This is a genomic window from Streptomyces marianii, from assembly GCF_005795905.1.
In the GTDB taxonomy this organism is placed as follows: Bacteria; Actinomycetota; Actinomycetes; order Streptomycetales; family Streptomycetaceae; genus Streptomyces; species Streptomyces marianii.
The window spans coordinates 3,856,747-3,871,375 of sequence record NZ_VAWE01000001.1 but is presented as its reverse complement, the minus strand read 5'-3'; the positions used below and the strand labels follow the sequence as shown (position 1 = coordinate 3,871,375).

Annotated in this window: 8 protein-coding genes; 3 read left to right on the top strand and 5 right to left on the bottom strand. The window is 67.7% G+C overall.

The window, feature by feature from the left end:
• The first annotated feature begins 57 nt into the window (after positions 1 to 57).
• Positions 58 to 2,364: a tyrosine-type recombinase/integrase gene (locus tag FEF34_RS17265; RefSeq protein ID WP_325063635.1), complete on the top strand. Its 2,307-nt coding sequence runs from the start codon at positions 58 to 60 to the stop codon at positions 2,362 to 2,364.
• Between the two features lie 95 nt (positions 2,365 to 2,459).
• Here the strand turns inward: FEF34_RS17265 and FEF34_RS17260 are convergent, their stop codons facing one another.
• Positions 2,460 to 3,158 (bottom strand): hypothetical protein, encoded by a 699-nt coding sequence (locus FEF34_RS17260; protein WP_138053976.1) that lies wholly within the window; start codon positions 3,156 to 3,158, stop codon positions 2,460 to 2,462.
• 134 nt (positions 3,159 to 3,292) lie between these two features.
• Positions 3,293 to 4,111 carry a barstar family protein gene (locus tag FEF34_RS17255; protein ID WP_138053975.1) on the bottom strand — a complete coding sequence of 273 codons (819 nt, stop codon included), beginning with the start codon at positions 4,109 to 4,111 and terminating at the stop codon, positions 3,293 to 3,295.
• 144 nt (positions 4,112 to 4,255) lie between these two features.
• On the opposite strand from FEF34_RS17255, the gene FEF34_RS17250 reads away from it, so the two are divergent.
• A complete protein-coding gene (locus tag FEF34_RS17250; protein WP_138053974.1) occupies positions 4,256 to 10,240 on the top strand; it encodes a polymorphic toxin-type HINT domain-containing protein in 5,985 nt (1,994 codons plus the stop codon).
• Between the two features lie 199 nt (positions 10,241 to 10,439).
• Positions 10,440 to 10,886 carry a hypothetical protein gene (locus FEF34_RS17245; protein ID WP_138053973.1) on the top strand — a complete coding sequence of 149 codons (447 nt, stop codon included), beginning with the start codon at positions 10,440 to 10,442 and terminating at the stop codon, positions 10,884 to 10,886.
• A 229-nt stretch (positions 10,887 to 11,115) separates the two neighbouring features.
• On the opposite strand, the gene FEF34_RS17240 is transcribed toward FEF34_RS17245, so the two are convergent.
• From FEF34_RS17240 to FEF34_RS17230, 3 genes are read right to left on the bottom strand one after another with little or no spacing between them, the layout of a single operon-like run.
• Complete coding sequence (locus FEF34_RS17240) at positions 11,116 to 12,390, bottom strand: tyrosine-type recombinase/integrase (protein ID WP_138053972.1); 1,275 nt, start codon at positions 12,388 to 12,390, stop codon at positions 11,116 to 11,118.
• Positions 12,390 to 12,578, bottom strand: a complete 189-nt coding sequence (locus tag FEF34_RS17235; protein ID WP_138053971.1) for a helix-turn-helix domain-containing protein — start codon at positions 12,576 to 12,578, stop codon at positions 12,390 to 12,392. The genes FEF34_RS17240 and FEF34_RS17235 overlap by 1 nt, the downstream gene beginning before the upstream one ends.
• Positions 12,575 to 14,290 (bottom strand): replication initiator, encoded by a 1,716-nt coding sequence (locus FEF34_RS17230; RefSeq protein WP_138053970.1) that lies wholly within the window; start codon positions 14,288 to 14,290, stop codon positions 12,575 to 12,577. The genes FEF34_RS17235 and FEF34_RS17230 overlap by 4 nt, the downstream gene beginning before the upstream one ends.
• Positions 14,291 to 14,629 lie beyond the last annotated feature (339 nt).

Below are 14,629 nucleotides of genomic sequence, written 5' to 3'. Positions count from 1 at the left end.
GGCCCGATGAAACCGCAGCCTGCGATCTCGGATCCCCCGCCGCGACCGCACGGAGAGTTGTCCAGTGTCTCGATCAACCACATCTCCAAGCTGGCCTTCGACGTCTGGGAGGACGCTTCCACCGTCACGCGCCACCAGCGCGCCCAGGCCACACGCGGGATCCTTCAGTACCTGTCCACCCACCCGGGCCAGACCTGGCAGGAGCGGTGGGATGCCAGCCCTCTGGGCAAGGGACTGATCAAGGCGAACAGTCTCGGTGCCCGCAGGACGACCGGGCTCGCGATCACCCCTGGGGTCCGCACGCTGTTCTGTCTCCGCGTCGTCCAGCCCACGATGCTCGCCTTCCGCCAGAACCAGCTGAACAATTTCACGCCTCTGTTCGTCTCCGCGCAGAACGACCCGCTGCTGGTCACCTTCGAGGAGCACATCGCCGCACAGGAGCTACGGCTCAAGCACCAGCGGGAGGCAGTGCTCGACATGTGCACCCTCCTGACCTATCAGGGCGTCGCGCTGGCCGACGTCACGCCGGCGTCGATCCTCCAGTACGCGCACGACAACCGGCTGGCCCGCTGCCGACTTCAGCCCGGTCAGCCTGCCTCCAACCGCCTGTTCGGGCACGGAATGTGGACGGCGCTGATCGCCATGGGCCGGTTCCCGCCCTCCACGCCGACGACCATGCGGGCGGCGATGATGCGCGGCCAGCGGACCATCGAGGAGCTCGTCGACCAGTACGGGGTCCGCGATCAGGCCGTCCGTGGTCTGCTGATCGACTACTTCGGTCGGCGGCGAGCTGATCTCGACTACTCCAGCCTGAAGCAGCTCGCGATCCTGCTGGTCAAGCACTTCTGGGTGAGGATCGAACAGCTCAACCCTGGCCAGCAGGGCCTGCGGATCGCCCCGGACCTCTACACACGCTGGCGCGAGACGATCCGGCTCAAGGACGACGGCACCCACCGGATGGGCCAGGACGACATCGTCATCTCGGTCCGCAGTTTCTACTACGACCTGCACACCTGGGCTGCTGACGAACCCGAACGCTGGGGGGCCTGGGTGGCACCGTGTCCCGTCCCGCCCGGTGAATTCCATGGCCTGGGAGTCCGCCGGCGGAAGGGGACCGAACGCTCCGCGGACCGCACTCGGCAACGCCAGCCGCTCCTGCCCGTCCTGGTCGAGCACGTCGAATCCCGCTACGACCAAGCCCGGCTCCTGCTCGAACACGCCGACCACGCTGCCGACGGCGAGGAGTTCACCCACGCCGGCACGGCATATCGCCGAGTGATCAGCGAATCGGACCAGAAGCTGCTGCGGCACGGCGACGCCGTTCCCACCCGCGTGCTGAACCTTGACACCGGCGAACTGGTGAACATCGAGGCAGACGAGGAGGCCGCCTTCTGGGACTGGTCAGCGGTGGAGACCCTGCGGCACTCCGGCGTCCGCATCGAGGAGATGTGCGAACTCACCCACCTCAGCATCCGCCAGTATCAGCGCGCGAATGGCGAGGTCATCGCCCTGCTGGTCATCGCACCGTCCAAGACCGACCGCGAGCGCGTCATCCCGATGTCGGCCGAGTTGTTCCACGTCATCGCCTCGATCATCCGGCGCCACGGCCGGCGGGGAAGGCCAATTCCCCTGGTCAGTCGCTACGACCCGCACGACAAGCTCTGGAGTGCGCCGATGCCCTTCCTCTTCCAACGCCAGAACGGAGCGATCGGCTCGAAGATCTTCAACCCCGGCACCATCCAGAAGATGATCAGCCGACGCTGTGAGGACCTGGCCGAGACGCACCCCGGGTTCCGCGGGCTGAAGTTCACCCCGCACGACTTCCGCAGGATCTTCGCCACCGAGCTCGTCAACAGCGGCCTGCCCATCCACATCGGCGCCGCCTTGCTGGGCCACCTCAGCATCCAGACCACCCGCGGCTACGTAGCCGTCTTCGACGAGGACGTGATCCGCCACTACCAGGCCCACCTCCATCAGAGGCGTCAGGTCCGGCCTTCGGAGGAGTACCGGGACGCCACCGAGCAGGAGTGGACCGAGTTCCAGGAGCACTTCGACCGCCGCAAGGTCGAGCTCGGCTCATGCGGACGCCCCTACGGCACCCCCTGCCAGCACGAGCACGCGTGCATCCGCTGCCCGATGCTCCACGTCAACCCCAAGATGCTCGCCCGGCTCACCGAGCTGGAAGCCGACCTGCTGCACCGCCGGGCACAAGCAGAAGCCGAGGGTTGGATCGGCGAGATCGAAGGCATCGACCTCACACTCACCTTCCTCCGCGCCAAGCGCGACGAGACCCGACGCCGAGCCCAGCGACCATCTGTCCACCTCGGCATCCCCACACGGCGCCGTCCGAAGGAGGCCGAATGACCTTCGTTTCGCTCGCAGTGAAGGTTGAGCGTTCTGATCGAAGTCTGAGTGACTGTGACCTAGCGCCCTCCATCGGCGGGCAGATTCCTACCCTCTCATGGGCCTTTTGCGCTCTCGCGGGGGTCGGTGGCCGTGATCCGTTCAACGAAGCGCCGCACCTGGTCTCCGACGGGCTCCTGCATGGACACCGGCATTGCGTACCAGCGGAGCCCCTTGCCCGGACCAAAACCATCGGTCACGAAGGGCATGATCACTTCAGGAGACTCTCCGCGGTCACTAACACGGATGCCGTGCGAGAACGGCTGGCAGTTCCACCGCTCGAACCAGTCGGAGGCGGCGATCCGGTGGGCCAGCAGGCGTGCTGCGGTGTCGACGGGCTCCTCCCATCTGTGGTCCGCCACGGCCCGGGCCAGTTCGGCGTCGTACTGCGTGGCGTCGAAGTGGATCTCAGGCGGGACGGGGACGCGGTTGTCGTTGGTGTTCTCCCAGTTCGTCCACTCGACGAGATCGCCGAAGCGTTGGATGGTGACGAACACTCCTCCGCAGCAACCGGTGTCGCAGTCGTTGTTCGAAAGTTCGACACGGCGAGGCTCGTCGCCGGCCCACAGAGGCCATGTCTCGGGCGAACCGAACCACGTCTCCTGGTAGCAGCTCGAATCGCCGTCCGGGTGGATCTCCTGCAACACATCACGGCCATCGATCAACGGACGTATACCCGCCCCCTTCTTCAGCGCCTGCGGATGCGGAAGGACGTGACGAAGGGCAAGGACGCTCACCGGCGCAAAGTGTTCCATGTCCTCTATGGTCGCGGATCGGGTACATGAGGAGAAATTCGGTACTCACTCGTCGGCGCGAAACCCTCACAGTCACCAATCTTCGGTGAGAACGCTCAGCCTTCCCCAGACCGATGCCTGGAAGCGGCCAGACGTCATCGAAGGATCACGCGCACGCCCCGTTCCTCGAAGATCTCCAGGAGGAGGTCGAACAGCGCAAGCTCGCGATCACCGGCGGGCACGCGCTCTGCCAACCGCGTCCGAGCCTCGGCCGAGAACTCCCAGTGCAAGGTGAACGGAGAGGTCGCGCCCCAGCCGCCTCTCAGACAGTCGTCCAGAGCGTCCAGGTTCCAGCCGAAGTATCCACCGGGTCCGTTGATGGCCTCACCGATCGCGCAGTAGAAGGTGTCCCTGCCAACGATGTGTCGGCCGTCCAAGGTGAACACCTGGCCCGCAGGCGCATCGGGCTTCCCCTGGCATTGGTACTCCCGGGACCACAGGGCCACCGACAGCCACGCGTGTCGGTCCTCGGGTGCGAGTTCGTGCCACATTCCGGTGTGGTTCAGGTGCCCGGTGCGGACCAGCTCCCACAGTCGTTCCGCTCCGGGCAGGGCGTTCTCACACCAAAGCGTCACCGTGAGGTCGACGAGGCCGACACCGCTGGCGGAGGGCTTGACGTCGATGACGGTGACGTCGTTGACGAAGTAGGACCCCATGGTGGCACCGTCGCCGTCGAGGAGCTCGACCCAGGCGTTTCCCGCCACGGCACGACGACTGCCGACGTGGTCAACGCACCTCAGTAGGCCACCCTGCGGGAGGCAACCCGCGAGGTGCACTCGGCGCGCTTTTTCCTCATCCGGCAGGGGCGTGAACAGCCCCTCGGCCTCGTGAGCGAAACCCCAGAAATCGCTGTCGACCTCATCCGAGGCCAGCGCGTACTTCTGCCCCTTGCCGCCCAGCCCCGATGTTCGCATCGCACCCCCCATGAGAGCGCTGATCTTACCGACGCCGGGGGATCTGCCCGGCGGCCGCCGGCGCCGCCACCACCCCTGACCCATCCCATCCATCTCGGAGGCCCTTTGACGAGCCACATACCCGCCTTCACCCATGAGAGTGAAGTGCAGAGAAGCCCGGAAGACCGGAAGAACAGCCCGAACAACGACAACACCGCCGACAAGAAGAAGTCCGACCTGTGCTGGGCGAGCGAGAACCTCGTGATGTCGCTGGGCGGCTCGTCGACCGAGCTGGTCCACGACGATGCCAGCGGTGCATGGGTCGCCGCCAACGACGACGGCGCCAGGGTCGAGTACAAGGCCAAGGACGGCAGCGCGAAGGCGTCCCAGACCGGCGAGTACGACGGTGAGTACTGGGTCGTCACGACCCGCGACGGCACCCGCTACTGGTTCGGCCGCAACGCCCTGCCGGGGCGGGCCACGGCCACCAACTCCGCCTTCACCGTGCCGGTCTTCGGCAACCACGACGGCGAACCGTGCCACGCCACCGCGTACGCCGACTCCTCCTGCACCCAGGCCTGGCGCTGGAACCTCGACTACGTCGAGGACGTCCACGGCAACGCCATGGTCGTCGACTGGAAGCAGGAGACCAACCGCTACGCCAAGAACGAGAAGTTCAAGCAGGCGGTCCCCTACGTCCGCGGCGGCCATCCGACCCAGATCCTCTACGGACTGCGCTCCGACAACCTGACCGGCACCCCCGCCGGCAAGGTCGTCTTCACCGCCGACGAGCGCTGCACCAGGGAAGGCGCCACGGACTGCTCGGACACCGAGTTCGAGTCCAAGAACTACGAGGACAAGCAGCCGTGGTGGGACACCCCCTCCACGCTGCACTGCAAGGCCGGCGCCGCCAACTGCTACGTCTCCGCCCCCACCTTCTGGAGCCGGATGCGGCTGACGGCGGTGACCACCTACGGCCAGCGCACTCCCGGCACGACGTCGATGTCCCTGGTCGACCGCTGGAACCTGCACCAGTCGTTCCCCAAGCAGCGCACCGACACCCATCCGCCGCTCTGGCTGGAGTCGATCACCCGCACCGGCTACGGCACCGCCCGGGACGAGGACGGCAATCAGCTGAGCAGCTCGCTCCCGCCGGTCTCGTTCCTGGCGAACGTCGTCGACATGCCCAACCGTGTCGCGAAGGGAACCACCGACCAGACCCCGGACTTCGACCGACTGCGGGTGGAGACCATCCGCACGGAGACGGGTGCCGAGATACACGTCGACTACTCCGACCCGTGCCCCGTCGGCACGACCCACCCCGCACCCTCCGCCAATACCTCCCGTTGCTTCCCGGTCCACTGGTCGCCCGACCCGGACCTGGAGACACCGCCGCTGGAGTGGTTCAACAAGTACGTCGTCGACAGCGTCACCGAGAAGGACCGGGTCGCGCGGCAGCCCGACGTGGTCACCGACTACACCTACGAGGGCGGCGCCGCCTGGGCCAAGGGCACCGACGAGTTCACCAAGTCGGAGCTGCGCACGTACGACCAGTGGCGCGGCTACGCCGGCGTGGTCGTGAAAAAGGGCGTCACCGCCAACGCGGGCCAGTCCGACGCGACCGAGCAGTCCCAGACCCGTACCCGCTACTTCCGCGGCATGTCCGGCGACGCCGGCCGCACCGCGGTCACCGTGAAGGACTCCACGGGCACCGAGACCCTGGGCGAGGATCTGCCGGCCCACCAGGGCCGGGTCGCGGAGACCATCACCTACACCAAGGCTGGCGGCAGCGTCGTCGCGCGCGAACTGACCTGGCCGTACAGCAGGAAGACCGCCTCCCGGGCACGGGAGGGCCTGCCCGCGCTGGAGGCGTACCGCACGGGCACGACCCGGACGGACTCGATCCAGACGGTCAGCGGTGGTGCCACCCGGACGGTACGGGCGACGACGACGTACGAGTCCACCCACGACCTCCCGGTCACCACGTACACCCGCAGCCTCACCCCCGACGGCTCGGGCGGCTGGACCACGGGCGACCGGACATGCGCGACGACCTCGTACGTCCACAACATCGGCAAGCACCTGATCGGTCTGCCCGAGCGGTCCCGCACGACAGTGGGCGACTGCGCCGCGGCCGCTTCCGCGACCGGCGACCAGGTCGTCTCCGACGTCCGCACCTCGTACGACGCGCTGGGTGCCTTCGGCACCAACCCGGTCAAGGGCCTGCCGTTCCAGGCCGACACGGTCGACGCCGCCGGAACCGGCTGGGTCACCTCCCAGCGGACGACGTACGACGCGCTGGGCCGCGTCACCAAGGTCACCGATGCCGCGGGCAACTCCACCACCACCGCCTACAGCCCCGTCACCGGGCCGGCCTTCGAGGTCACGGCGACCAACGCGTTGGGACACACCTCCACTTCGGACTCGGACCCCGCCCGCGGCACCGTGCTGTCCGTCACCGACCCCAACGGCCGCAAGACCAGCAGCAGTTACGACAACCTCGGTCGAGTCACCGGTGTCTGGTCCCCGTCGCGCACCCAGGGCACGGACAGCGCGTCGGCACTCTTCACGTACCAGATCGCGGACAACAAGCCGCCGACCGTCACCACCCGCACCCTGCGCGACAACGGCACCTACGAGGACACGGTCGCGATCTACGACGGTCTGCTGCGGCCGCGCCAGACCCAGGCGGAGGCGCTCGGCGGCGGCCGGATCGTCACCGACACCCTGTACAACGCGGGCGGCACGGTCCGCCAGACCAACAACGGCTACCTCGCGGAGGGCGAGCCGGAGGCGCTGCTCTTCTTCCCGGAAACCGTGTTCGAGGTGCCGAACTCCACGGAGACGGCGTACGACGGCCTCGGCCGGGCGATCCGCACGACGACGCTCCACGAGGACGTGCCGCAGCACTCGGCCACGGTCCAGTACTCCGGTGACTGGACGCTGACCCGCACGGGCATGTCGGCCGACGGCACGACGCCGCTGTCAGGCAGCCGCGCGGCGAAGACCTGGACGGACGCGCTGGGCCGGACCTCCCTGATCCAGCACTTCACCGCGACCGACCTCACGACCGAGACCGACACCTCGTACGTGTACGACCCGCGCGGCAAGCTCGCCCAGGTCACGGACGCCGAGGGCAACGACTGGACGTACACCTACGACGCGCGCGGCCGGCTGACGGCGTCGACGGACCCGGACATGGGATCGGCGACGTTCGGCTACAACGCCCTCGACCAGCGGGTCTGGTCGAAGGACGGCCAGGGCCGCGAGCAGCACACGCTCTACGACGTCCTCGGCCGGCAGACCGAGCTCCGCGACGATTCACCGACCGGGTCCCTCGTGGCCAAGTGGACGTTCGACTCGCTGCCGGGAGCCAAGGGCCACCCGGTCGCCTCCACCCGCTATCACAACGGTGCCGCGTTCACGAGCGAGGTGACCGGTTACGACAGCGAGTACCGGCCGACGGGCTCGAAGACCACGATCCCGTCGACGTCGGTGACGACGGGCCTGGCGGGCACCTACGCCTACACCCACTCCTACACCGAGACGGGCAGGCTCCAGTCGGTCCAGCTCCCGGCGACGCCCGGTGGTCTGGCGGCGGAGAAGGTGATCACCCGCTACGACGGCGAGGGTGCACCGGTCACCACGTCGGGACTCGCCTGGTACACGGCCGACACCCGCTACAGCCCCTACGGAGAGGTGCTGCGCACGGTCTCCGGGGAGGCGCCGCGGCGTGTGTGGACGACCAACATCTACAACGCCAACACCGGCCGCATCCACCAGTCGGTCACGGACCGCGAGACGCTCAACCCGTCCCGGATCTCGGCACTGACGTACGGCTACGACACCGTCGGCAACATCACCTCGATCACCGACACCCAGTCGTCGTCACGCGTGGACCGCCAGTGCTTCGCCTACGATCCGATGGGCCGCCTGGTCCACGCCTGGACGGGCACCACGGGCTGCCCGACCGCGTCGGGCGCCCAGGGCTCGGGCCCCGACCGCGCCGAGGTGTCCCCGGGCATCGACGGCGGCGGCTACTGGCAGTCGTACGCGTTCGACGCGATCGGCAACCGCACGCGGATGACCGTCCACGACCTCGCCGACCCGGACCTGGACGACATCCACACCTACACCCACGGCACCACCATCGGCGGCTCCCAGCCCGCACCCACGGTCCAGCCCCACACCCTCACCAAGGTCGAGTCGACCGTGCGCGAGCCCGGCTCGACGGTGAACTCGCAGCAGACCTACGCCTACGACAGCTTCGGCAACACCACCCAGCGGGTGATCGGCGGCGACACCCAGGCCCTGACGTGGGACCGCCGCAACAAGCTCACGTCGGTCGACACGGACGACAACGGCACACCCAACGTCACCTACCTGTACGACGCCTCGGGCAACCGCCTGATCGAGGACGACGGCACCACCCGCACCCTCTACCTCGGCGAAGCCGAGATCACCGTCAACGCCTCCGGCCAGGCCATGGACGCCCGCCGCTACTACAGCCACCCGGGCGCCCCGACCACGGTCCGCAGCACGGGCGGCAAGACCACGGGCCACAAGCTGACCGTCCTGCTCGCCGACCACCACAACACGGCCACGAACTCCGTCGACCAGACAGCCGGCCAGGGAATCCTGCGCCGCAAGTACGACCCGTACGGCAACCCCCGCGGCACCGAGCCCGCCGACTGGCCCGACCGCCGCACCTACCTGGGAGTCGGCATCGACGACCCCGCCACGGGCCTGACCCACATCGGCGCCCGCGAGTACGACTCCACCACCGGCCGCTTCATCAGCGCCGACCCGCTCATCGACATGACCGACCCGATGCAGATGAACGGATACACGTACGCCAACGGCAGCCCGGTGTCGTACTCCGACCCAACGGGATTGCGTCCGATCACTGACTGTGAGCGCGGCTGCAGCGATGGAAAGGGCGGCTACACCAGGGACTACATGACCATGGGCCCCAACGGCACATGGATCTACAACTCCACGAAGACGCAGATCTCGACGGGCAACAACAGGCGCACCACGGTCACGGTCAAGACCAGGTACGGCGGCGGCGTCAACGAGAGACACGTCAGGATCCAGCAGGAGCAGATGAAGTGCGCCAGCCGAAAGGACGGCGTCGGCTGCCAGTGGGTTCCGAAGCAGGAGAGGGACTGGAACAGGGCCGAGGCCCATCGCGCCCTCGACGCGGCCGGCTTCACTCCCGGGCTCGGAGCCGCCGCTGACGTCGGCAACGCCGTCCTCTATGCCACGGAGGGCAACTGGAGCGAGGCCGGCTGGAGCCTGGTCGCCCTGGTCCCCGTGCTCGGGGACGGCATTGCTGCCAGCCGTAAGGGCGGCAAGTTCCTTGACTGGATCATGTCCGCGCCTCCCTGCAGCGCTCGCAAGCACAGCTTCGTCGCGGGCACCGAAGTCCTGATGGAGGATGGCGAGACCAAGCCCATCGAGGATCTGGAAGTCGGCGACAAGGTTGTTGCCACCGACCCCGTATCAGGGCAGACGGCACTCAAGACGGTCACCGCCACGATCCTGACGGAGGACGACAAGTCCTACGTGGACCTGACGGTCTCCACGGAAGACGGCGCAGAGATCGTCGCCACGACGGACCACCACCCCTTCTGGTCCGAATCGGAGCAGGCCTGGCTCGACGCCGGGGACCTCGAGCCGGGCATGACGCTGCGCACCGACGACGGCGCCACGGTCTCCATAACGGCGACCCGCACTTACGGTGCTTATCAGGACACGTACAACCTCACTGTTGCGGACGTTCACACGTACTATGTGCTGGCGGGCGAGACTCCGGTACTCGTTCACAACTGCAATACAGGGGGATTGAGCCTCTCGGGTGCGCGGCAGGTCAGCGGTCGCTTTCCCAAGACTGCTAACCCCGGGGAAACGCTTTTCCGTCAGAAAGAGGATGGGACGGTTACTGCGTATGCGCGTTATGATGAGGAAGGTATAATTTCTCAGCGCGCGGACCTTGATCCTAACTCGGCATCGCATGCCGGAATACCGGCCCCGCATATTCTCGATATGGCAAAGCATGTCAATCCAAAAACGGGCCAGGTTTTTCGCAACTGGGAGAAGATGCCGCGGCCTCTACGCCCCGAGGAAGAGCTATGCGGCTGCCGGTAGGCCAAGTCAGATATGGATGGCTGAAATACAAGCCGACCATAGATAATTGAATACTGGTAGAAGTGCACCACCTCAGGCGCTCGCAGTAACATGGCGGGCGCCTGAGGTCTCTGAATTTCTGGATCTCTGTTGGTTGCCACCATCTCTCTGCGTGGTTCGAATGACTGACCCTCTATGCAAGTGACGCGAGGAGCTAACCTTGAATGACCCGATGGATTACCCCGGAATTAAGTCCTGGGTGGAGGAATGGGGAGGGGGAGTTGATTACCTAGACTATGTGAAAGGTCATGGCGATCTAGGGGTGATGGTGGCATTCTCTCGGATCTTCTGGCCGCGTTTTGTCGAAGTGGAGGGATGTGTGCTGTGGGATCGTGCTTACGAAGAGTCGAATTTTAAATCCTGGCGTGAGAGCCTCTCCGGTAACATCCGAAAAATTGAGGCGACGCTGAATCAGTTGCGAGTCTGGCAGATTGTCGATTCGGATGATGTTGAAGAGGACTGGCGGGCGCAGGAATTCTTTGCCGCATGTGTTGCAAAAACGTGGAGTGCTGCGTTGTCTGCCGAATTTCCTCACCGGAGTTTCGATGTTCGGGTTATCGGTTCCGAAGATGGTCCCATTGTTACCTTCTCATCCAGGGCGACGTAGTTCATGGTTTTGTCTGGAAAGGTCGAATTTGGCCAATTCTGAAACTATCTGAGGTTGCGCCACTGGTACATTGGTTGCTGGGTGAGTGATGCTCATGCCGAAGCCTTTGTGGTGAATGGCGTTAGCAAACTCGAACCCCCGCCGGATGCGTCTTGGCGGGGGTTGTGAGTGGGGTGACGGCAGTAGTTGACGGCAACGTCAGCGGACGGTGGCTCCGCACATCGGCGGGTCATCGCCGTTGTCGCAGGTCGACTCGTCGATGCCAGGTGTCAAGGGCGGTGCCGAGGGTGTCTATGGCCTGGCGCTGGAGGCGGAGGCGTATGTGGGCGTAGACGGTGGCGGCGACGCCGATGTGGGCGTGGCCGAGGAGTTCCTTGATCACGACGAGTTCGACTCCCTGTTCCAGGAGCAGGGTGGCGGTGGAGTGTCGGAGGTCGTGGAAGCGTATGCGGCGGAGGCCGGCCTTGCGGAGGAGCGTGGTGAAGGTGCGGGTGAGGTTGGTCGGGTCGATCGGTCGGCCCTGCGCAGTGGTGAACGCGTACCCGTCGTGCTGCCACGCGGTGCCCGCGGCCTCACGCTCGGTCTTCTGCTGTTCGTCGTGGAGCTTCAGTGACTGGACGCAGCGGGTGGGGAGGGCGATGCGGCGCTCGGAGGCCCGGGTCTTGGTGGGCAGCGTGGTGAGCCCGCCTGCGCTGGTGCGCTGCAAGGTTCGGCGGATTGCGGCGGTGCCGGCGTCGAGGTCGAGGTCTTCCCAGCGCAGGCCGAGGAGTTCGCCCTTGCGGAGTCCGGTGTGGAGGGCGAGTTCGAACAGCGCGTGCAGCCTGTGTCCGCGCGCTGCGGTGAGGAGGTGGCGGGCTTCGTCGGCGGTGAGGGGTTCGAAGCGGCGGGGTCGTGGGGTGCCGGTGCGGACGTTGCGGGCGACGTTGCGCGGGATCTCTTCTTCACGGACGGCGTGCTCCAGGGCGGACTTGAGCACCGAGTGGATGTAGGTGAGCGTCAGCGGGGAGAGCGGCTTGTGGCAGCACTGGCCGGCGGCGCAGCAGCGGGGCTGGTCCCGGCGGGCGTCGATGCCGCGCGTGCAGCACTGGCAGATGGTGCGGAGCTGGTTGAGCCAGGTGCGGACGTCCTTGGCGGTGAGCTTGGCCAGCTTCTTCTTGCCCAGGCCGGGGACGAGGTACCGGTCGACGCAGGTGGTGTAGCGGGTGTGGGTGGTTTCGCGCAGGTGGTGGAGGGCGACGTTCTCCAGCCAGTACGTCAGGTACGCGGCCACGCTGCCCTGCGCGGAGAGGACGGGGAGGCCGCGGTTGCTGGAGGCGGTCTTCTCGGTGAGCTTGGCGAGTGCGTCTTTGCGGGTGGTGCCGTAGACGCGGATGCGCTTGCGGGTGTTGCCGGGGGCGAGGACGTATCCGGCGGCTTCCCAGCGGCCGTCCTTGCGCTGGTAGACGGTTCCATCGCCGTTGGCGCGCACGCGGCGGGAGGGGCTGCTGTCTCGGGGCGTGGTCATCAGGCGGCTTCCTGGTCGAGGCGGGTGCGGATGAAGTCGGTGAGCGCGTGTGTGGGGATGCGGCGGGCGCGGCCGAGGGTGATGGAGGCGAGCTGCCGGGTGCGGACGAGGTCGTAGACGGCAGAGCAGCCGAGCTGGAGGCGAGCCATGACCTGGGGGACGGTGAGGAGTTCCGTGCCGGCGGTCACGCGACGGCCCCCGCCCGGACAGCACTGGTCAGCCGATCAGTGGAGTGACCGACCGGGTGACCGGCGCGGTCGCCGGAGCGCTTCGAGCGTCGGGTTCGGGTCGGTTGCTCGGGTCGGGTCTGCCGTTTCGCGGCCAGGAGGTCGGCGAGGTGTTCGAGTTCGGGCAGGAGGCCGGTTCCGGCGTACTGCCAGTGGGAGATGACGAGCGTGGTGTCCGAACCGTCGGGCCGTGCGGCGATATCGCGGCGACCGGGACGGTGACCGGTGGAATGACCGTGACCGGGTCGGTGACCGGCGGCCAGGTCAGTGGAGTGTCCGGCGCGGTCGCTGACTGGACTGCCGCCTGTCTGGCCGGCCTGCGTCTCCGCCGACGCCGACGCCTGGGCGGGGGTTTGGGCGTCGGGCTGGCCCGTTCGCCAGGCGGCGCGTTCGGCTCGGAGGTGGGCGAGGGCGGTGGAGTAGTGGCGGGTGCGGGTGGAGACGTGGCCTCGGAAGCCGAGCATGTGGGCCCATTGCCGCAGGCGGAGGTGGGCGTGCTGGGGCCTGGTGGCGAGGTGCCAGGCGGTGTGGATCATGCGGCGGGCGTGGTCGGTGATGTCGTGGGTGACGAGTTCGGCGAGGAGGCGGAGGCGGCGGTCGAGGGTGCCGGTGGTGGTCTCGGCGCCCTTGGTGGCGTACTTGGCGATGTAGGCGGCGACGTGCCGCTCTGTGACTGGGCCGTCTCCGGTGAAGTCGGTGCCGTGGATCGCCCGGACATCGACCTGCCGCCCGAACCGGAACACCAACCACCCACTGCGGCCTTCGTCCTGGGGCTTACCTGCGTGGTGGACGCGGGTGCGCGCGGCGGCGGCACGGACGGCCTGGTTGAGGAGCTCGGTGGTTGCCCAGGCGGGTGGTGTGCTGGTGGGGCCGGTGGGTCCGTCGAGGCGGATGACGGCGTGGAAGTGGACTTGGCCGCGTTTCTGGTACTCGGCGACCTTGGCGTACGACAGCGTCGCGTGGTAGCGCAGGCTGCGCTGGGTGAGCCCGGAGGCTTTGGCGATCTCGCGTCGCAGGTGGGTGGTGAAGCGTGCCCACAGGGCCGGGGCGTGCGCGTTCCACAGGACCGCGCCCGCGTAGTCGTAGCGCTCTGGGTCGAGCGGGGTGCCGAGGAGCGGGTTGTCGTCGGGGTGGGTGTGGCCGCAGTGGCAGCGGCCGGAGTCGGGCTGGTTGTGGACGGGCCCGAAGCCGGGCGCGGTCAGGGTGGCGAACACGCGCGGGTGCGCGGCCACGCTCGCCGGGACCGTCCTGCCCCCGCGCAGTCCGGCGGCGATGAGCTGGTAGGTGTCGTACCGGTAGACGGTCGAGCAGGCCGGACAGCGGGTGGCGCGGCGGTTGCCGCAGCGGACCAGCAGCTCGCCCGCCGGGAGCTGCCCGGAATCGATGTGGTCGAGGATCTCGCCCGTCGCGCTGTCGAGTCGGGTGCGGTGTCCGGTGAGGCGGATCGGATGCGCGCAGCCGCCGAGCGTGCCGATCTGCTGTGCGAGGGGTGCGAGGTGTCCGGCGGCGGCGAGCTTCGCCAGCCTGCCGGTCAGCCTCGCGCGGCGCTCCAGCGCCGACCGCCCGGCCGCCGGGGCGGTGACGTCCGCCGAGCCGCTCGGCGTGGTGAACGCCTGCGACGGGCGCGAGGCGGTCGGAACGATTGCGGGGTACGGGAGCTCTACGAGGTTCAAGGCGGCCCCCGCCTGCCAAGGCTGGCTGCCGTCGCCGACAAACCCCACCGTTGACTCCCGCGATCAGGTGCTACTGGGCGCGCACCGAGCCGACGCGGCAGCCGGGCTGCGGGAGCGGCAACCGGCCAGATCGCCGGGACGAACGAGCCGGGCTCCTCGCGCAGCAAGCTATCGCCTACGACCGTCCTACGGCCGGATCGCAGGCAAGGGCCGACCAGGGGGCCGACCCTCAACATCCCTCGCCGGTCACCGAGGGCGGCGGCCGGCGTCGCCCCCGGCGGGGAGCGAGCTCCCGGCCGCCCGTGGCAGACCGACCCCTCCGCCCCGGTCCCCGCGCCG

Excerpts from the sequence above, each read along its gene's own strand:
- FEF34_RS17260 (WP_138053976.1), bottom strand. The coding sequence starts at position 3,158 with ATGGAACACTTTGCGCCGGTGAGCGTCCTTGCCCTTCGTCACGTCCTT.
- FEF34_RS17255 (WP_138053975.1), bottom strand. The coding sequence starts at position 4,111 with ATGCGAACATCGGGGCTGGGCGGCAAGGGGCAGAAGTACGCGCTGGCC.
- FEF34_RS17240 (WP_138053972.1), bottom strand. The coding sequence starts at position 12,390 with ATGACCACGCCCCGAGACAGCAGCCCCTCCCGCCGCGTGCGCGCCAAC.